Source organism: Propionispora hippei DSM 15287 (assembly GCF_900141835.1).
Lineage (GTDB): Bacteria > Bacillota > Negativicutes > Propionisporales > Propionisporaceae > Propionispora > Propionispora hippei.
The window spans coordinates 39,182-59,749 of sequence record NZ_FQZD01000008.1 but is presented as its reverse complement, the minus strand read 5'-3'; the positions used below and the strand labels follow the sequence as shown (position 1 = coordinate 59,749).

13 protein-coding genes are annotated in these 20,568 nt (G+C 44.4%); 1 reads left to right on the top strand and 12 read right to left on the bottom strand.

The annotated features are described in order from the left end of the window. Positions 1–50: 50 nt before the first annotated feature. The 6 genes from F3H20_RS05765 to F3H20_RS05740 form a co-directional block, all read right to left on the bottom strand. Positions 51–362, bottom strand: a complete 312-nt coding sequence (locus F3H20_RS05765) for a class I SAM-dependent methyltransferase (protein WP_223191641.1) — start codon at positions 360–362, stop codon at positions 51–53. A 14-nt stretch (positions 363–376) separates the two neighbouring features. Beyond that, positions 377–1,021, bottom strand: coding sequence for a sporulation membrane protein YtaF (ytaF, locus tag F3H20_RS05760; RefSeq protein WP_223191640.1), 645 nt, complete (start codon positions 1,019–1,021; stop codon positions 377–379). 539 nt (positions 1,022–1,560) lie between these two features. Then, positions 1,561–3,120 (bottom strand): DUF4127 family protein, encoded by a 1,560-nt coding sequence (locus tag F3H20_RS05755; RefSeq protein ID WP_188128213.1) that lies wholly within the window; start codon positions 3,118–3,120, stop codon positions 1,561–1,563. A 595-nt stretch (positions 3,121–3,715) separates the two neighbouring features. After that, positions 3,716–4,237, bottom strand: coding sequence for a tetratricopeptide repeat protein (locus F3H20_RS05750; protein ID WP_149733999.1), 522 nt, complete (start codon positions 4,235–4,237; stop codon positions 3,716–3,718). Positions 4,238–4,261: 24 nt separating this feature from the next. Continuing rightward, the gene (locus tag F3H20_RS05745) at positions 4,262–5,713 is read right to left on the bottom strand and encodes a M48 family metallopeptidase (RefSeq protein WP_149733998.1); all 1,452 of its coding nucleotides are present in this window, start codon (positions 5,711–5,713) and stop codon (positions 4,262–4,264) included. 540 nt (positions 5,714–6,253) lie between these two features. Continuing rightward, positions 6,254–7,222: an ROK family protein gene (locus F3H20_RS05740; protein ID WP_188128212.1), complete on the bottom strand. Its 969-nt coding sequence runs from the start codon at positions 7,220–7,222 to the stop codon at positions 6,254–6,256. Between the two features lie 120 nt (positions 7,223–7,342). Here F3H20_RS05740 and F3H20_RS05735 point away from each other — a divergent pair, with 120 nt between their 5' ends. Continuing rightward, complete coding sequence (locus F3H20_RS05735; protein WP_149733996.1) at positions 7,343–8,239, top strand: AraC family transcriptional regulator; 897 nt, start codon at positions 7,343–7,345, stop codon at positions 8,237–8,239. Positions 8,240–8,489: 250 nt separating this feature from the next. Here F3H20_RS05735 and F3H20_RS20420 read toward each other — a convergent pair whose 3' ends face one another. From F3H20_RS20420 to F3H20_RS05705, 6 genes are all read right to left on the bottom strand, one after another. Beyond that, complete coding sequence (locus tag F3H20_RS20420) at positions 8,490–8,888, bottom strand: transposase (RefSeq protein WP_188128211.1); 399 nt, start codon at positions 8,886–8,888, stop codon at positions 8,490–8,492. Then, positions 8,852–9,403, bottom strand: coding sequence for a hypothetical protein (locus tag F3H20_RS05725; RefSeq protein WP_394349562.1), 552 nt, complete (start codon positions 9,401–9,403; stop codon positions 8,852–8,854). The genes F3H20_RS20420 and F3H20_RS05725 overlap by 37 nt, the downstream gene beginning before the upstream one ends. Before the next feature lie 198 nt (positions 9,404–9,601). Further along, positions 9,602–9,952 carry a transposase gene (locus F3H20_RS05720; protein ID WP_188128210.1) on the bottom strand — a complete coding sequence of 117 codons (351 nt, stop codon included), beginning with the start codon at positions 9,950–9,952 and terminating at the stop codon, positions 9,602–9,604. A gap of 275 nt (positions 9,953–10,227) precedes the next feature. Beyond that, a complete protein-coding gene (locus F3H20_RS05715) occupies positions 10,228–10,533 on the bottom strand; it encodes a hypothetical protein (RefSeq protein ID WP_149733993.1) in 306 nt (101 codons plus the stop codon). 11 nt (positions 10,534–10,544) lie between these two features. Next, positions 10,545–18,764: a two-partner secretion domain-containing protein gene (locus F3H20_RS05710; RefSeq protein ID WP_149733992.1), complete on the bottom strand. Its 8,220-nt coding sequence runs from the start codon at positions 18,762–18,764 to the stop codon at positions 10,545–10,547. Positions 18,765–18,776: 12 nt separating this feature from the next. After that, positions 18,777–20,480: a ShlB/FhaC/HecB family hemolysin secretion/activation protein gene (locus F3H20_RS05705; RefSeq protein ID WP_149733991.1), complete on the bottom strand. Its 1,704-nt coding sequence runs from the start codon at positions 20,478–20,480 to the stop codon at positions 18,777–18,779. Positions 20,481–20,568: the final 88 nt, after the last annotated feature.

Sequence of the window (20,568 nt, the reverse complement as noted above, 5' to 3'; positions counted from 1 at the left end):
GCGAGTACGTGGTCAATAACCTTATTTATCAGGGAAAGCATAAAATCCGTTCATGGAAAGGACATATCAAAGGTTCCATCGCCGAAATTCAGATCACCAACATCTCCCTGAATACAAGTAACATTGCCAAGTTTACTAGCAGAGAATCTTTCCCGGGCTTGCAGCAGCATATCCTCGGAATAATCTACACCCGTGATTTCAGCATTTGGCAGCGCTCTATATTTATCTAATGTAAATACGGCTATTTCAAGGTTTTGCTGACGTACCCCAGCAAAAAGATTCGTCTGGCTGCGCAGTGTGAATAAACCATTAGTTCCCCAGCTAACTTTAAAAAGTTGGCGGACAAATGGACCCGGAAACACAAACCTTTCAGCTTCTACCAGAGCGCATGCGCCGCGATAAGCAGCAAAATGATTCCACTTAGAATAGTCCCAAACTGCCCCAAAGTGAACGAACCGATTCGAAAATCCACGACTTTGTGTCCCAAATAAACACCGGCCCAAACCGCGATAAAACTGCCGACGGCAGATACCAGTGAAATGGCTAAGGGCGATAGTCCGATAAGCCCGGCACTCAGCCCGTTGGTCAGTGCATTAGCCGATAATACTATTCCCAGCAGAATAGCTTCACCAAAGCCAATTTCCTGTGAATGATCCATATCTGCCATTTCAGGATTTTCTAATATGGCCGCAAACTTCCCCTGCTGTGGTTTCATAAGTTTTGCATTTCCTGATACCTCTTTACCCTGTTTTGTACGCGGCAGGGCTAGTAAAATAATCCGAATCCCCACAGCAAACAAAATGAAGGCGGCAATCAAATCCGGAAGAACGCCGGGGATCACAGCAGACAACCAATTCCCAAATAAGATACCTCCCTCACTAAAGAGAAAGCAGATTATGGCAATCACCAGGTTAGAAAGCCAGTTAATGCGGATATCGCGAATCCCATAAGACATCCCTACCCCCAAGTTGTCTATACTGGAAGAGATCGCAAAGCCTACTATCAGGAACCACTCCATCATAGTTACGCGCCCTTTCTGAATTGAAAGTATGTACCAATATGAAAATCTTTGAGATTCTTCTCATTCTTATTGGCACAACTCATAATATTCTACAGGAGCGTTCCATGTGCATCATTCATTTATCGGCCAAATTGCTTACTTTAACGGGCAATACATTTAGGCATTCATTCTATTTACAAGTTTGACCCTTCAATAAAAATGGCGGTCGCCATTAGCCGAAAGCCGTTTTTATTATCCTTTAGTCAGCAATCGCCTTATCATATTTGCCAACTGATAATAACGATTTACCACTATCCTCCACAGTAATTACTGTACTCCATCGCCAAGCTGTTCCATATAAGCTGCAAAACTTCCGGAGCGTTTATTCGATCCTCCTGCAATTTAATACATCATTAAATCCTATTCTCCGTACCGTCCCTCTATTCTTGTAACCTCTGCCAAGAGAGAAGCTTAAACCTGCCCTCTTATCCCCATAAACAGTTCAAACGCCTGACGGACATGAGGCCGTCAGGCGTTTAAACTAATGGAAATCATCGTTTTTATTCGGGAGCAATCATCACTTTAAGCTCAAACATCCGGTTCCAAGGAAACTCCACAGTAACCCGTTCTGGCGACAGCCACAAGTGTTGCCGGGCAAATTGACGTTCCTGTTCCAGTGCTTTTTCTGTTAGCAGCGGTTTTAAATCATTGAGATAAACCAAGCTGCCCTTATTAGGATATACGATCTTTTCCTCCAGTTCCTGCCGGATATTGGCTTGGTATGCCCAGTCATCCAAATAACGGGTAGCCAGCAGGCGTTTGCGGTCTTTATCTTCAGCCGCACCGGCCAGCATGCCCTGGCCAATGGTATAACCCATCGTATTGCCGGCCGTATTCCAGCCGGAATAGGAATTCAGCTTGTCCAGCAGGTTGCGGCGGGACAATTCGGACATAAAGGCATTGTCGGAGCCGTTGGCAAAGGAAATATCGGCGACAGAAACCTTTTGGCCCGCTTCAACCTGAGCCTGAATATCATCGATAAAGCGCCGTAATTCCGGTGTCAGTTTGGTTGTGTTTTTAACTGATCCGGCCTCAGGTGTTTTGCCTGTAGGCGGCGAATTTACATCGACGATAAAATCCGGCTTTAAAGGATTACTCAGCACAATACCGCCGGCGGCCACGATATGGGCGGTAAGCGATTGACCTACCTTTTGATCTTCATAGCTCGGCACACTGTCTTTGCCCGCGCCGGGAGCATACTGCACTTTTACAATCGGAATACGAAGCATCATATCGTTATAGGCTCTGGCCAGCATCACCATACCCAGTTGGTCGGCACCCGGAAAGGACTGAAACTTCGATTGCGGTATATCAGCCGCCAGAGCGCTAAGCTCCCGGCCTTCCTTATGGCTTTGTGAATAAGGAGCGGTATCGTCCCGTCCTAATAAAAAGTAATCCAGTGCGCCCTGCCGGTCCAGCTCGATCAGACCGGAGTTGATGGAAAAATTTTTCTGCCGGCGCTGCATCCAGTCATTTAGCGCTTCCGGCGGAATAATAGCCAGATTGTTTTTTAAGAGTTCCTGTTCTTTTTTATTCAGGCCTGCCAGCTCTTCTTTGTCGCGCAGAGCGGTAAGCTGGAAGATGTTCCAGCCGTACTGCTCATAATAGGCCGGTTCCACTCCGCCGGCCGTACCCTGCGGCGTACGGAGAACCGTCGAATATACGTATACCTTAACGAAGGGATGTGCTTTACGCAGCTCGTTAAACCGGGCCAAACGCGCCGTGAGCACAGCTTCACCAAAATCATGGGTGCGCGAATCGACCAGACCGCCGTAAATTAACGAATCGCCTGATAAAACAAGAGCATCCGCCTGGCCGGCATGCTCGTCAACCCATTCCCATAGCTTATCAGGCTCTCCCTTTTTATCCCGGCTGGCAATCAATTCAGCCGGCGGCGTCAAAACCGTCAACTTGGCTGCTTCCGCCGTATCCACCACATTATCCAGACTTACCGGACGATCATCCTGCGGGACATATAGAATAGTAGCAGCCTGAGCTACAGACAACTGCAGCGTCAAAACAATCAGAAACAAAAGAGTTGTAAAATTTCTCGTTCTCATTAATTCCTCCATGTAGTAATGCAATATAAGGATTGATTCTGTAACGAAACAATGTTTTATGTATTTCGCCAACTCCGGACGCATATCCTGCCCGTTGACCGGCATTACACATATTACCAAGCAAAAGCTTGTCCCGGTATTTAATCACCTTAACACTGGACTAGCATGTCATCTATAACTCCCAGGACGGTTTTCCTGATTTAAATATCGTCATTTACGCATATTCAGAACTTGAAATTCCTTTACATATCATATTTTTAGATTCAGAAGTACCGTCCCCAAGTCTTATAAACACTAATTTACAGCTCGATCTACAATGAAAAACGTCCCTCGGAATTAGCCGAAAAGCGACTTTATTATAGTTTTAACCATCCATCTATACACTATTATCTACTTTCAAAATCATTCTCTACTGACTGCTGACTCATACGCTGCGATCTTTTACCGCCTAATATGAACATTAACTCACTGATTCCCCAATATCATTTCATAGATCCCCTCTTGCTGGCACATTTGCCACCAGGCTAAAGTAGGGTTTTCTTATAAAAAATAGAGGTTAACGGACAAATTAATTCGTCTGTAACCTCTAACTATTCTATTTATTCTTTTCTTGCTGCTTATTACTTTTGCATAGTTCATCAATACGTTCTTTGGCATATTGAACAATCATAGGCTCTTCAGTAGATGGCACTAAGGCAACATATTTTTTATATGCATTAATGGCTTCTGTATATAATTGTAAATTCTCGTATACTCTACCTTGACCATAAAAAGCATTGTAATATTTAGGATTCATTTCTGTCACCTTTGTATAATCGGCAATGGCTAAATCATCCTGTCTACTCATTTCATAGGCTGTTCCCCGATAATAATAATAGTTTGGATTATTAGAATTAATTTCAATCGCCTTATTATAATCAGCAATGGCTAAATCATTTTGGTGGTCAAAAAAATAGGCAAGACCTCGCTCATAATAAGCTTTATCATCATTAGGGTGTGTAGTTATATATTTTGTCAAATTGATTATTTTCTTATTAGAACTCCCATCTGTAGCAAACACTGTTGAAATAGTACTTAATAAAATTATACATATTAAAATCAAGATATTTTTTTTCATATTACATCTCCTTATATTTATAATTTATAGTGTCATTTCATATATTCCCACTTGCTGACATATTTGTTGCCAAGCTAAAATTGTTAGCTTTTTTTCAAATAAATCATTTATTGCTTTAAATGGTTCAAATTCATTGTCTTGATTGGTTAGTTTGACTGCTTCCCCTGGCATTGCGCTAATGCGCCACCCCTTATGAGCCAATTTTACACTAATTGCTGCTGCTATTATTTGTTTTGCATATAAATAGCCGCTATCAACGGGCAATTGCCGATTTTCGACCAACTCTATTTTCCTTATAAATTCTCTTGGTGCTCCAGCAATATCGGGAATATCCGCTAAAGCAATTCCCTCAAAAATTGATTTATATCTTTTTTCCATACCCTTCCACATTGGTAAATAGACTGATTCACCTATACTAGCCCAGTGAACTACTTGCAGCTTCTTTCCGGCTTCTTCATTCAACGCCACAAAAAGCTCTTTTTCAACAAGAGGTATTTCATCCAATAATGTGATTGCTGGAATTTCCTCTTCTAAAATCAGATTGCTGCCCAGCGCTTGTAGTCGTTCCCGCAATGGAGGGTGAGTATCATAAGGTGAAGGTGAAGTTGCCGCCAACTCCTTTTCCACACTAGTCATCATGGCGCTATGAATATTATCATTGCTCATAAAGCATTTAAATCCCTCAGCATAAGGCGGAAGGTACCCTGCGTTTAAAGCTGGAAGAAATTCATTCTGCCAAAAAGGATTGTAAGCTAAACTTGCCGCATGAATTTTTTGCAATCCAGATGCTAATGCGTGGGCGCTCTCCACTCGAGCCGCCACCTCATCCGCTACGTATTCCTGATAGCGTGATATCGCATGGGTAATACGAAGAAACAATTTTCCATACACTTGAAAAACAATATGAAGAATCCCTTCCCCCAAGGATTGAATGGTTCTAGCAATGGAGGTCCTTGTTTTATATATCCACGGAGTAAGCTTAGTATCGCCGCCATAGTAATGACCAAATTCATGAGCCAAAACAGCCCTGAATTCAGAAACCGAAAGTGTCTGAAGCAACGGCAGGCCGATTCCCATGATACGACGACTACCGATTCCCATAATCCCGCCTCTCTCACCTACCCAAGCATTCACATTAGGGATAAGATACACTTCTTTGGGAGGTCGTTGCTTAATCGCTTGCGCTACCGATGCAATTTGTTCAAACACCCTGGGATGCTTCTCCTGAGTTAAACGCAACCCTGGTGGTAAAAAACGATCAAACCGTGGAATGGCACTCCACAATATAGTCCCACCTATCGCAATACATGGCAAACCAACTTTAGCTAGTAATAAACCATTGCGCGCCCATGAAAAAATTAAATAGGAAATATAAAATAATCCACCTGAAACGATTAATACAAAGGCATAAAAACTAACAATTAAGGCAATTGCCAGAATCGTTCTCTCAAAAAGCCTTGGTGGTCTTGAAACCACTCAAATCACCTCTCTATTTAATTCCCTTATTTTGTTTTGATTTACATCAATGCATAAGCTCGTTCGCCTCCAAACCAATTTTTACATTTTTTCAAATAAAATTCCAAGAATCATATATTTTACACTTACTTACTTTTTCCTCTTACTTAAATCAACCATTCGTTCGACATAATATTTTGTATTTTTACAAAATATCTCATATTTCCTCAATATCTATCTTTAACTTACAAAATCATTTACTAATTTGATCAAAAGGCGATATGGTTTCCAAAGATTCTCGGAAACCATATCGCCTTTTTAAGGATTTTTAGAAATACTTTTATCTGAACTGAAGAGTAGCCGATTTGTGGATCTATGTGCAATTGACGCCCGAACTGGCAAAAAAAGCAGGCCAGCCTATAATCAAGTACGTAAAGTCAGCGGATTTTTACGTCCGTTGCCCCCGTAGTTTTACTTTCTTCATAATTGTGACAACAAACCTGCCCCCTTATCCCCGCGATTAATTCACTTCTGCGCATGATTTTATGATATAGGTACTATCTACCAATTTAATAAAAATCGATTGGGGAATAGATTAGCAATAGCCAACGCAGCCAATCCATCTGTTAAGTTTATCTCAGTTTCGGAAGAAAAGCGTAGTTCCGGTATGCTATGCTCGGGAAAATTCTCACAGACAAATTCTTTAATGGCGTCTTCATCTATTTTTTTATTTGTCTGAGGACTTAAAACAAGATATCGGGGATTAACAACTGAAATAATCGCTGAAATATAATTTTGTATTTGTAAGGCTTCATTCTCCTGCCTGGGCCAAATTGCAGATACCTCACCTGCAAACCCGGAAAATCCGTTTACAATTTTCGAATCAACAATGACTCCTGCTCCAGGACCGTTTTCAGTACAGCAAAGATAGGCCATGCTATTGTTTTTCAAAGAAATTTCAATGTGTTTCGTATAGTATCCTAGTGCCATAACATTAGCATCATTAAAAGTAAAAACCGGTAACTCACATTTTTGCGACAGAATCTGCGCTATATCTGTCCCTATAAGATAATTGGGTTGGGAGACATACATGATCTTCCCGTCCTGTACATTTCCCGGCACACTCATGGTAATATTTCGCAGCGTCGGATATCTCAACTTTACATCAAGAATGACTTTATTTAGACAATCAATATGCTTCTCTCCTGTCACCTCAAAGGTTTGTTCTTCTTTTACTTTCTTAAAGAGGTTGATCACCTGAATTTTTACAGTTTTCATTGTCAGACAAATAATCATTGCATAGGAAGAATCTTCATTTAGACGATATCGATTTATTAACCAGCCTCCACGAGATATGTCTTGCCCGGCCTGAACCACTTCGCCGTTCTTCTGCATTTCGTCGATAATCTTACTAACCAAGGAAAGATCCATCTCTAATCCATCAGCGACGTCTTTTTTGGTACAAGATAGAAAATTAAGTAAGAATTTTTTAATCCGGTTTTTATTACGTTCGTGCAATTCTTCGCTCATAACAATCCCCTTCAGAAAAATGTTTTCAATTTGTATTAGCATAAGTATAATAGCATTAAAGCTTGCTATCCATAAGAATATTCTCTATATTAATAACAATATTGCCCACTGGAGGTTGTTATGAAAAAGAAGCTAAAAATAGGAGAGAATCTTTTCGAGGAAACACCCCATGGCAATTACGGTTTCCCTTTAGAAACAAGCTACGATTCCCTGTCCATGTTTGAGCATGGCTTTTTGGACTGTCACTGGCATCCGGAATTTGAGTTCTCTGTCATCTTGGACGGGATGATGGAATACCAAGTAAACGATACCGTATATACCGCAAAAAAGGGTTGCGGTATATTTGCCAACTCCAACAGCCTTCATACGGCAAGAGCCTATAAAGGACAGGACTGCTCTTATTTCGCAGTGATATTTGATCCGGTCCTGATTTTTGGTCATGAAACTAGTGCCATAAAAAATATATATGTGGATCCCATAGTCCAATCCCCGCAGTTTTCTTCTCTGTATTTAAATCCGGAAAACGATATACAAAAACAGATTATCGACCTTTTGTGGGATATTAGCAGCCTTCATCAGGAACAACCCACTTGCTATGAACTACAAATCAAGAGCAAATTGTGTGTGCTTTGGGCTGTTTTGTATCAAGAAATTCAATTAATGCAGGGAAAAAGCCCGTCCAGTTCCAAAAACCTTCCCCGTTTAAAAGAAGCACTAAACTATATCCACAGCAATTACCGAGAAAATCTTACTCTAGAGGATATTGCTTCAGCCTGTAATATCAGTAAGAGCGAAGTTTGCCGCTTCTTCAAAAGGATGATGCGTCAGACTTGTTTTGAATATCTACTCCGCTATCGCATTCAGAAAAGTATTCCGTTATTATTGGGTAATGTACAAAATATCACGGAAATTTCCGAAGCGGTTGGTTTCTCCAACTCCAGTTACTACGCAGAAATCTTCCGGCGCTACATACGTTGTTCACCAACAGAGTATAGGAAAAGGTCGATGTATCTCTAGCGCTGGAGGCTATTTCAAGTAAAACACTATTCTACCGCCTCCTTTTCAGCCATAACCAAAAAAGACTTGTTTTCAAAGAAATTCTTTGAAACAAGTCTTTTTTTACTATTTTATAGCTGTATTTTTGACTTATAGTGTAAAAGACAGAGGGACGGCAGACTGTGTGAAAATTCATCTTTAATATTAGCTAAGCAAGGGTTATCCAACTTCATTTTGCGTTGAATTAATAAAAGAGAAAACCAGCCTTGGTTTATGCCATAGCAGGATCTCTTTTTTCCCTTAGTCTTCTTAAAATTTCTCCCGGACCCAATATTGTTATAGCTCGTCTAAAGTTGTAGGCTAAAAAGGACAAAGCAATCTCCCCGCTGACTGAAAGCTTGCGCTTTGTCAGAAAGTAGTACGCCTCCCAACCTCTCTTGACGGTTCCGAAAACATGTTCAATAATTATTTGCCTAAGCTTGTATTTATCCCTGTTTAATTCGGTCTGTAGATCAATTGTATCTAAAAAATCTTGATCTACATGACGAAATATACTTCGGCCTTTTTGGCTTTTAGTGCAGCGTTCTTTATACTGGCATGACTGGCAAGCCTCGTAATTTCTGTAATCATAACCTACAAGACCTTTTTTCTCGTATAACGGTTTCTCCAAAAGAAAAGTTCTTTGTCTGCTGGGCAAAGATATAAATTCCGGTCTTTAACATAAGTAAATCGGTCGGTGTAAAAATCCCGATCTCCCGTTCCATTCGAATACATTTGCTTGGTGACATAGGGGGTAATCTGATTCTCGACACATTTCTTTAAATCTTCTGCTTTGTAATATCCTTTATCAGCCAGCACTTCAAGTCCTTTAGCCTGAAAGATTTTTTTGGCGCGAAGCGCCATGTTATCCAATTCTCCTAAGTCATTGGGCTTAGTCGTGATTTTGAAGTCGGCAACCAGCTTATGTTTGGCATCTACCGTTGTTTGCACATTGTAACTGACATCCACATTGTTATTGTTGTTACACATCAGCCGGGCATCCGCATCGGTTGTAGAAATCTCATTCTGTCCTGTTTTCTTTAATTCGTTCTGATAGGCTTCATACTTTTGTTTGCGGTTTCGAAGTTCCTTAATTCGCTGGTTTACTTCTTCAGCAGTTGGCTTCCGATCGGCCTCTTCCGCCATATCCTGCTGTTCCAGTTCTTGTAGGTAGGTATCAATCTTTTCGTCAATATATTGGATATGCCGCTCTAATTTTTTAGAGCTAAAGTTATTGCGTTTGCTGTTACATGCACGGATTTTTGTACCGTCAATTGCTATGAGTTCTTTTCCAAACAGTTCCCATTCGTCGCATAGACGAACAAATTCTCTAAAAGCGGCCTTTCATGCTTTTTTATTGTCTTTTCGAAAATCCGCAATCGTTTTAAAGTCGGGTTTTAGTTTCTTTAATAGCCAAATGACTTCAATGGTACGGATAGTTTCATGCTCTAGTCTGCGTGAAGAACGAATTCTGTTTAGGTACCCGTAAAGATAAAGCTTGAGCAAATCTTTTGGGGCATAGGGTGGACGGCCACTATCCGGACAATCGGCTCGTTGAAACCGGAGTTGTTTCATATCTAGCTGTTCGACATATTCATCAATGATACGAACTGGATTATTATCACTGATGTAGTCTTCGAAGCTTTCAGGAAACAAGGTATTTTGATTCCGATCTGCGCCTTTGATGTAGCCCATAATCCACCTTCTCAGCTTATTCTTCATAGTTATATTTTACCATATTTGCTATCGGTATGGTGATTAATGCCCGACTTTTCACACAGTCTGCCGTCCCCCTGTCTTTCATGGGAGTAATGAGTCTAAGTCATTCTGATTGACGAGAGTTGATTTTAGGGATTATTAATAGGTAATATTATCCAATTGTTGTTTTTTCATCAGACGACACCTAAGAGAAAAAAGAGAGGTCAGCGGATTTTTACCTCCGCTGACCTTATTGATGAACAAATTAAAACTTATACCTCTTTTAAATTCTTTAACTGAGTCCTTAATTTCAATAAATCCTCTTTACTCATGGGTTTGATTTTAGAATGTTCTCCATTGTATTCAATAACTGAATCAATCTCTTCTAGATTGGTATTTTTAATACTGTCATCCTCTAATTCAGTAATGATAGCCACCAATCTCAGATCTTTTCCCGGAGTACCCAAAATCATCGACTTAGAACGATATTCTCCAAATTTATGCTTCTCTGCCATATATTCTGTTACTATTTCGAGTATATCATCCTCGCTATATTTTAATATTATTGGCTTTTTCATCTTTTATTTGTTTACCATCCTTTACTCTCAATATCTAACGCTTTTTCTAAAGCTTTCGTGATAAGGGAATTGCCTCTTAAAGAATTTGGCAATCTATCCCCCGCTTCATTCAAAAAGGCTCCAGCATCTTTATTAAAATAATATTTTACATTATCTATTTTTACATGTATATTAGTTAATCCTGAACCACCTCGTTCTAAATCCATCGAAACCCTATATCCTTTTATTGTTACATCTTTAAGCACTCTTAGATTACCCATTCCCTTATTAACTACTTTTATACCAGCTATAGCATTACCTATAACAGGTATTGCAGAACCAGCAGAGAGAGCACTATTAACATAATCACCATCGACAAAATATAATATAGAATTAGCTCCGTCAGCCCCTTCTCCTATAACTGGAACAAAACCTAAAACATCTAATAAAGTGTGTATATTTTCTTCTGCGGATTTATAGGAATCATAAAGATTCTGAGAAGCACTTAACATTTTTTCACGATCAAATACAAGCCCAGAGGTAACTAGTGCATTCTCGTTATATCGCGTTCCCGATACTGCAGTTGATGCACCCGTCTGTGTATCTTCAGTATTACCTCCCGCAATCTTGGCTGCTGCTGCACCTATAATAGCACTACCCCATTCTTGCAATGCAGGAGGCAAATCCTTCAGTAGATCACGACTCGCTTGATTAACTCCAGCACCAATTGCTCCTGAAGCCACATTACCTCCACCCAAATAAGCTGTCAAACCACCGACTGCCGTATGCAATAATGTTTTATACTCTCCACCTGAACTCCATTGCTTTATAACAGCCTTAGCGGCATCTACCTCCTCCGGGCTTTTAGCATTTGCAATTTTTTCTATTTGCGCATCAATTACTCTCTGAGAAATTTTATGAATCTCTTCAAATGCCTCTTTTGCAAATAGCTGTGATAATTCTTGACGTTCTTGAATTGTCTTTTTATCAAATATTTTCCCTAGTGCATTTAAAGCTCCTTGTGGGTCACGACTAAGATTAGAAATATCTTGATTTGGATTACTTCTTATTTCAATATTTCCTGATGAAATGGCAGATTTAGTTGTACTGCTGGAATCACCCGATACTGGCAAACCCATAATGGGTGAAAAACCTTTTGCAACATTATTTTCTGCATTACCCTTGCTATCATAATTCACCCCAACGCTGCTGGCGCTGTAATCGGCATGGTTTTCAATGTCCGAGTAGGTCAGCGTATCGGTCGAGAGCTTATTCTTATCCGGTGTAGCCTCGCTACTAATGACCGCACCCTTCAGGTCGGTGTTTTTGCCTACGTGGATATCGAAACCGCCTTCGCCGGCGTAGATGCCGGTTTGTTCGGTGACGCTTTGGTACTCGGAATTGATTTTGCCTTTGCTGGCTGAGCCGGTGCCGCTTACGCCGCCGACACCGAAGTTGATGGTGACTCCTGCTGATTTGTTGGTTTCTTTGTAATTATCCTCATCCTGCAGACTTTCCAGATTCAGGTCGCCGGAGGCATTAACTTTGACGGTTTTTCCTTTGACCTTCGCTCCCTTGAGGTTGGTATCCTCGCCCGATTCGATGGTCACCGTATCGGTGGCAGTAATCTGCGTGTTGGTATGGCTTAACGTATTGCCATTTTCGTTGCCCTTGCTCTTATTTCCTCCCAGGGAGAAGCCGGGCGCCTGGCCTTGACTTAAGCTGACTCCGATGCTGGCCGATTTGCCGCTGCTGGTAGTTTCACTCCGGGTCGTATTATCCGCGGCCATCAGGTTTACATCATTAGCGGCTTTCAGGTGAATATTTTTGCCATCCACAGTGGAGCCGATGATATTCAGGTCGCCGCCGTCAATGACTTGACCGTCTTTGTCCTTCACTCCCGTAGCAGTGATGTTGACATCGCCGCCGGCCGTTACCTGGCTCGGCGCGGCAGTCACTGCTTCGGCATTGGTTTCGCTTTGCTGCTTCGTTGTTCCCAGACTGACGCTGACCGACAGTCCGCCGCCCTTGGGATCACTGCCGTCGGCGTTTTTCCCTTTGCTAAGGTTATCTACTGCTTTGACGGCTTTGTAGTCGTAGAGCGCTTTCAGGCGACCGTCTTCCACTTCCGTGGCCCGTTTAGCCGGCTGGTAGACTGCCTGGATATTGTCTATGGCCCGGCCGCCCAGGGATACACTCAGGCCGCTTTGCTTAAATTGATAGGTGTCATGTTCTTTGTCGGTGTTGTCCGCCGCCTGAATGGTTACATTCTGGCCGGTTATCGTCGTATCCTGGCCGCTGATGATATCCGAAGCCGTGACGGCTACGTCTTTACCGGCCTCCAGCGTTACGTTGCCGCCGGTCGAGCCGACCACACTGCCCGCCTGGCTGACACTGTCCAGTTCGTTGGTGCTTTTCTGGCTTTGCTTGCCGATGGTAAATCCTATACCGCCACCGGCGAATAAGCCTGATTTTTTGACCGATTTTTCATAATCGCTCCGGCTGGTTTCTGCTGCTGCTTCGATATTAATGTTTCCTGTAGTCGCCTTCAGTGTGACATCCTGGTCCGCCACGGCGCTGGAGCCTTGTACGGTCACATTCTGATTGGCGGTTACCGCCAGTTCATGGCCGGACAGGCTGCTGCCTTTGACCTTATCCTGACTTTGGTAATCATAGATGTCGGTTTTGGTGGAGGATAGGAAGCCTGTTTTTTCCCGGTGTTCCTCATGCAGGCTTTCGTGGCGTTCAGTTTCGTTGGTGATGGTCACGTTCTGATCGGCAGTGAGGTTGATTTTGCCTGTTTCGCTGCTGATACCGGAACCCTTGACCGCAATATTTTGACCGTCCACGTTAATTCCCTTACCGGCGGCGATACTGCTGCCAGCTACTGTTTCATCGGTATTTTGCTGACGGTTGAAGTAGTAGCCGCCCCGCTGGCCGACCGAAGCGTCGGTCTGGGCCAGGTCTTTTTCTGCCGTAATGTTGACGTCATGGGTGGCAGTCAGTTGGATGGTATCGCTTGCCGCGACACCGGAGCCTTTGATGTTGATATTCTGCCCGGAGATCGTCACGTTGGTCCCGCCCAGGCTGCTGCCTATATGAGTCACATCGTTTTCCTCTGCGCTGGACTTGGCATAGCTGACAGCCACGTGTTTTTCCCGTGACACGCTTTCGATATCAATATCCTTTTTGGCGGTCAAAATCAGCTCTTTACCGGCGCCAAGCTGGGCGCCCCGGTTGGTAATAGAATCCTCTGCCCGCAAGGTCAGATTATTTGCGGCCGTTATGCTTGCCGTATCGAGAAGCTTTGTTTGTTCCAGTTCCCGATAGGTATCGGTCTGGGTATTGGTCTGATTGACGATGGTATCGGCCTGCAGGGAAACATCACCGCCGCTGATGGTTCCGCTACTATTGGTAATGGCTTGTTTAGCGGTCAGGCTCATATCGTCTGCCGTTATCGTGCCATTTTCATTGGTGATGTTTTTCGCATTGACAGTCAGATTTTTATCCGCTTTGATGGTTCCCACATTTTTCAGATCATCCTTGGCAATCAGTTCCACATCGTTACCGGTGATAATGGCTCCGCCAGGGGTGAGATCCCCTTCTTTAAGTCCTGCCAGATAGACTTCGGGTACGAGAACCTTTTCCCCGTTGATTTCTTCCTCCACCAGCCATACCATATCGCTGGTAAGCAGGGCCATTTGTTCTTTGGTCAGCGCCACGCCCACCGACAGGTTGTACTGTGCGGCAAAGGTAGCGGCGTTTTCCATAAGCGTCTTATATTGCTCCAGTTCCGAACCGTAATTAGTCAGCAGTTTTCTGCCGGTCATCTCCGTGATTTGCTCAGTGACCAGTTGCTGCTCATAGTAGCCGTCGCCTAAACGCTTCATGACTTTTTCCGGATTGGTTTTAATCCGTTCCAGCAGATAGTCACTGGACAGGAAGTTATGATAGTTGGCAAATTTTTCATTTGTCTCGATCAGGTATTTTGCCGAGGGTTCCGTATGAATAGAGAAAATTTGTGTATTGATCGCCAGACTCCCGATGCTGGGCTCCGTGCCTGTTTCGGCAACCTGGGGTTTAACCTGCGTGGTTGCTTTTCCTTTTTCTTTATTGGTCAATTGACTCAGCACGTTTGGCTCGGCAGCTTTTTTAGCTTCCCTTTCGATCACATTTTTCCCCGCATCAAAGGTTTTATTGTCGATGCTAGCAGCATCGGCAATAATGGTTACCTTATTTACCCCGCTCAATATACCTAACCTGGCCGTATCGGTATCCACCACCGTCTGATTGGAGTATGGGATGACCGTAGTTCCGTAAACCCAATGACAATGCAAATGCCATTTCCCATGATGCATATATTTCCAGAAATGATTGTCATTCCCTTTGTCCGTAGTGATAATCGTCCCCTGATACCCATAGTTTTCCACGCTCGGCCCTGTTATGGTCAAGTCATTGCCGGCGGCGATGGTGCTGTAGTGATTGACTACGGCGGCATCAATCGTAATATCATGATCAGCGGCAATTTGGGCTGTGGCTGTTTCCTGTTGAATCGTGCCTGTTTTAATTTCTCTAACAAAATTTCTGGTCGCACTATAGTTCCCGGCGAAAGGTGTGATGGCATAGGCTATGTTTTGATTCTTTACATCCCAGCCGGTATTAAAAACAGCTTTCTCGTTGACCAGTTTTTGGGCCTTAATACGGATATCCTTCTGACTCTGGATACTGGAAGATTGGTTTAGTACGTTGTTCTGCGCGTTAATCTCCAAATCATTCGAGCTGTACAGCATGGCATTGTCGGTATTGTTGAGATCGGCGGCACTAAGCCGGGCGGAACCGCCTGCCGCCAGGACGGAGTTTTGATTATCAATGGTTTCCGCTGCGTCCACTGTAAGGTTTTTGTCCGTAAAGATGGCAGAACCCGCCTGATTGGCCATATTACGGGCCTTCAGACTGGCATTGCCATCCACGGCAATTGTCGTATACTTATTGCTCAGTTTCTCCGACATGTTGATAGTTACATTGCCGTTACTCTTGAAATACACTGTATCATTGCTCAAATTTTGGCCGGTTATCTGAACCGTCCCGCCACTCTTCACGGTCGAGTTAGCGTTAGCAATATCGGCTGCCGCCTGCCATTGCAGGTTTTTGCCACTGGTTACCACCGACTTGTCGCTAACAGTAAGATTTTGCATAGCTGCCGTTAGTGCGTCGCCACTTTCCAGCACCGAGGTTTGATTGGTTACATTTTTTTCTGCCGTCAGAGCCAGCTTTCCCCCGCTATGGAGTAAAGCGTGATCCTGATTGGCAATGTCTGCTGCCCTGATGGTCAAATCACCGTCGGCTTTAACAGCAGCCGCCTGATTGGTAAATTCGCCGTTGTTCTGCAGCGTAATATTCCTCTTAGCTTGAAGTACCGCCCCATCCTGGTTGCTAAAAGTTCCGGTTGTGACCTTTGCATCGGCCAGGCCGTTCACAAGCGATCCCTGATTAACAACACTATCTGTTGCGGTGACTTCCAGATTGCCTTTAGCCGACAGGTAGGCTCCGTTTTGGTTGGACAGGGTTTTCGCCTGCAGCGTACTGCTCCCATCACTTTTCACTGTGGACTTGTCATTCTGGATGGCCCGGTCCACGGTTATGCCCATATTACCGCCGGCATAAAGCAAGGCATTGCCGGTATTCTGCAGGGAATTGCCTGCAAGCTGCGCCTTACCACCCGCCGAAATAGTCGATGTGTGGTTTTCGATGTCATTTTTTACAGCAACGGTAAGATCACCACCACTGAAAAGGGCAGCCTTGTCCTGATTGCTAAAACCCTTAGCGTGCATAGCAAGGCTGCCGCCGCTTTGCATAGCAGAAGCCTGATTTAGGACGTCGCCGGCTGCTTCCAACGTAAGCTCTTTGCCTGCTGCGATAGCGGCACCGGCGTCATTGCTAAGGCTGTCCGCCGCAATAACAGCTTGTCCGCCAGTTGTAACCTGTGAGCCTTTGTTTGACAGATTACCGTCAAGCGTAAGGTGAAGATCGCCGCCGCTGTGCAGCACGGAACTGTCCGTATTGCTCAGGGATTTAGCTGCGATGGTCGCTGTTTTTCCACTGCTCAGCGTCGCCCGGTTGTTTTCCAGGTCTTCCTTAAGCTGCACATCGAGCGTACCGGCAGAATCAATAACGCCTTGAGCGGTATTGGCCAGGCGGTTTCCTGTTATGGCCGTATTGCCTGACATGATCATTTTGCCGCTATTGGTTATATCACCGTTGGCGCTTAAGCTCAAATGATTAGCCCACAGTTCTGAGGCTGTATTGGCAAAGGCATTGGTAATGACCGTAAGCTGGTCCGTAGCTGCCGCATTAAGACCGTCACCCTGAATCCAGATGCTGCCGTTGGCAACCGGATAAAATTCCACATTGCCATTCTGCCAGGTACTGATCAATCCGGTGGACAGTGTGGCATTCGCCGTATTGATATAGCCAAGACCGTTAATCACCATACCGTTGGGATTGGCGACGACGATGCTGGCCCGGTTGCCGGCTACTTCAATAAAACCATTCAAGCTGCTGGACCGATTGCCGGTGACTTCATTTAAAATGACTCTGGCGCCAGTTCCGGCCAGGCGGCTGTTATAATCGATATAGCCGCCCAGTTGAGTATAAGCATATTGTGTCGCATTGTTTAAGATCAGCCCGGAGGCTTTAACATTAAAGTCGGTATATAGATTGCGGGACACGCCACTGGCAGATGGCGTGGCAATCTGAACCAGATCAATCCCGCTGGCCGTTTTATCGATTATTGGTTTATACACATTAGGCGCTGCCATATCCGCAGTAAGTGTCAGCCCTTCTTCCTTGGCCACGGCCTGTGTGGCCGCCGTTCCCGGCTGCGCCGGGTTAATTACCGGCAGGTCAGGCAGGTCAGGCAGCTTAGGTTGAATGGTATTAGGTATGACTTCACTTACCGGCTGTTCCTCCGGCGGCTTAGGGTCGGTATGTCCCGGGTCCGGGTTTTCCGGCTCCGGATTCACCGGATCGGGATCGGATTGATGTACTGTCGTATTCTGAGCAATCATCCGGTTAGGATCATAGGCTACTTTTTTGCCGGTCATAACAATGTTCCGGCTGGCATTGATGGCCCCGCTTACATCAATATTACCGGCAGCCAACAAGGTTGCGTCGGCAGGAACAATACTGACCGCACCGCTGTTTCCGTCCTCATCTTCATCATCGTCCTCGTCGCCGGCACTGATGAAGCCGCTGCTCGTAATCTGATCGGCTGAAATAGCAATATTTTTATTTGATATAATTTGCCCATTATTTGCAACAGAATCTTTCGAACTGATTGTCACGTCTTCCTTGGAATTAACATTTCCGTTGATTGTTATTTTTCCTTCATTGGTTAAAGAAAGCTCCTTATCGGCGGAAATCTCACCGTTAACCGAAACGCCCAGACCTTTTTCGGTACCGATCAACATGATTTTTCCGGCATACATGCCACCAACCGCCCCTACATCAAGGGCCACGCTTGGCGTATCCGAAAGCGGAGCCGCACTAAGCTCCGAAGTTGTCAGATCAGAATAATTTATCTTATTCGTACCGGTTACAACATGGATTTCATCGGCCCATACTCCGGCGTTGATTTTAGACGCCCTGGTCAAAATATCCAATTTAGTAGCCGGTCTATCTTCACTCAAGCCTTGTCCCTGGACGGTCACATCGCCGCGGTTTACATTAAACGAGGCCAGATTGCCGTTATCATCGATATTCGGCGTTCCTGTTACCAGGCTGACCCGGCTGGTATTGATAAAACCGAAGCCATCTCCGGTAATACCATTGGGATTGGCAATAATCACAGCGGCCTGTGCCCCTGCCACTTCCAGACTGCCGTTTAAATTGGTACGGTTGGAACCGGTCACTTCATTTAATATGATACCGGCGGCCGTCCCCTGTAAGTTGGCGTTAGCCTGTATAGTGCCGGCAAGCACAGAATTCGTTGACTGTAAGGCATTATTTAGCACAAGGCCCTTGGCATTTACATTGAAGTCGGTGTATAAGTTGTGGGACAGACCATTGGCGTTCGGGGCGGCAATGTCTACCACTGTCACCTGTTTTACTTCATTGACGGTCGGCTTATGCGCGGCATCAGCCGAAGGGTCCGCCGTAGTATCGGCAAAAGCAGCCAACGGCTGGACCATAAAACTAATTAATATAAAAACAGAAGTTATCTTCCTTATCGTCAGTCGTACTTTTTTCTTCATCTTTCCACCTCTTTATAGCTCCATTAATATCTGAAAGCCGCAGGCCTGCTTGGATGTTTGGAAACCATCGGGCTTTTTCAGAGGCCAGCCGATAAAGGCATCATATTGAATTTTTTTCAGGTTGCCTCTGATACCGACCGCACTGCCCCAGAGTTCCTTGCCCAAGGCAGCTTCCGCCGAAGGTCCCTGTATCTTTCCATAATCAATGGCCAAATAGAGCTGATTGTTTTTGTTCACCGGCAGTCTGATCTCATTTTGCACAGTCAGTCCATTCTCTGCCGACAAGGTCTGCTCCCCATCAAAACCTCTAACCGTATATCGTCCGCCAATGCTGAAAAATTCCGAACCATACGTCAAATCATCTGTTCTTTGGCCCCGGATATGTAAATTATACGAGCTTTTCAGATGACCGATTTGCAGCGGACTGTCCATAGCAAAATCAGCTAACAGCATTTGATAGCGGGTTGACGCTTGACCGGGCACATGATCGGTCACACCATCTCTCGCCCCGAGACAGGGAATTCCTTTTTGATACCGCACAGCCGCATCCAGCACCGTGTTGCCGACATATTGCCGTTGGGTGAGCCCCAAACGCAGTGCTGTCGTATCCTGCCGCTGCACCGTAACCTCCGTATCATCAATAAAACTTCGTCTGCTTTTTTTGATCAGGCCAACTTCCATATTGGTTTTTCTGGTCTGGTCACGACTTAACAGATGCGTCACCGTAAACTGCAAATTTCCCGTTTCTCCTGACTGCAAAAAAGGGACTACTGCCGTACGCACTGTTTGGTGATAAGAATAGCGGCTCCCGCTGAACGTTAACGTGTCCTTACCGGAGGGTATGGAATAATAAAAGCTGCTGGCTCTTGTCCCCTTGATTTCACCGTCCCTGACAGCATCCTGATTTACGGAAATATTGATGATATCATTGACCGCAAACAGGTTATCCAGTTCCAGCGATGCCGTCCCTTGCAGCTTACCGGTGCTTTCCGTGCCGGAGTCGTCAAGGGAGGTAATGAGCTTCCAGGGCTTCTTCCGGGTCACAGTCAGAACAATGTTACTCTGTCCGGCAATAGCTGCCGGTTCAATCTTAATAGCCACGTCCTGAGAGGGTACTCTTTTCATTTGTTCCAAGCCCTGTTCCAAATCACGGATATTCAATAAATCACCGGGACGGGCGGAGAAAGCGTTTTTCCAGGTTCCCGGCACTGCAGGATCGGAAAAACGGATTTCGCCAAGCGTCCCGGCGGCAAGGTCAACAAATAAGGTTCCTGTAGAGATATCCTGTTCCTTCACATAGACCCGGGTAGTAACATAGCCTTTATCGACAAGTGCCTCATTAATTTGTTTTGTCACCAAGTTAATTCCCTGAATACCAATTTTCTGATTTTGGTACTGCTGCAAATATTTTTGAACCCAGAGGAATTTATCCGCATAAGCGCCTCTCAATTGAATGGTTCTAATATAAAAGCTGGGCGATTCTTGCGGCAAATCAATCTTTTTCAACCCCGAGCTTTCTTTTCTTAGCCTTTCCATCGGCGCTTGAGTCCGTTTACGCTGTTCTTCGATTGACTCTTTTGCCGCAATAGAGTGTTCCTGTTTTTGCAAAAACTCTTCCTGCCGCCTTAACTCATCATCGCTAGGCTGAGCAAAACCAGCCTGATGCATCAGAAAAAGAGAAAGCAACAGCAGCCCTATCTTACTATGTCGCTTCATTCATCCACCTCAAAAAAATTTCCATTTTTACATTTTTTCAAATAAAATTCCAAGATTTCTATATTTACCATTAGATTCCAAATTCCTT

Bases quoted from the DNA above. Each gene is read 5' to 3' on its own strand.
- F3H20_RS05715 (WP_149733993.1), bottom strand. From the start codon at position 10,533: ATGAAAAAGCCAATAATATTAAAATATAGCGAGGATGATATACTCGAA.
- F3H20_RS05740 (WP_188128212.1), bottom strand. From the start codon at position 7,222: ATGAGCGAAGAATTGCACGAACGTAATAAAAACCGGATTAAAAAATTC.
- F3H20_RS05710 (WP_149733992.1), bottom strand. From the start codon at position 18,764: ATGAAGAAAAAAGTACGACTGACGATAAGGAAGATAACTTCTGTTTTT.
- F3H20_RS05705 (WP_149733991.1), bottom strand. From the start codon at position 20,480: ATGAAGCGACATAGTAAGATAGGGCTGCTGTTGCTTTCTCTTTTTCTG.
- F3H20_RS05755 (WP_188128213.1), bottom strand. From the start codon at position 3,120: ATGAGAACGAGAAATTTTACAACTCTTTTGTTTCTGATTGTTTTGACG.
- F3H20_RS05750 (WP_149733999.1), bottom strand. From the start codon at position 4,237: ATGAAAAAAAATATCTTGATTTTAATATGTATAATTTTATTAAGTACT.
- F3H20_RS05725 (WP_394349562.1), bottom strand. From the start codon at position 9,403: ATGGCGGAAGAGGCCGATCGGAAGCCAACTGCTGAAGAAGTAAACCAG.
- ytaF (WP_223191640.1), bottom strand. From the start codon at position 1,021: ATGATGGAGTGGTTCCTGATAGTAGGCTTTGCGATCTCTTCCAGTATA.
- F3H20_RS05720 (WP_188128210.1), bottom strand. From the start codon at position 9,952: ATGGGCTACATCAAAGGCGCAGATCGGAATCAAAATACCTTGTTTCCT.
- F3H20_RS05735 (WP_149733996.1), top strand. From the start codon at position 7,343: ATGAAAAAGAAGCTAAAAATAGGAGAGAATCTTTTCGAGGAAACACCC.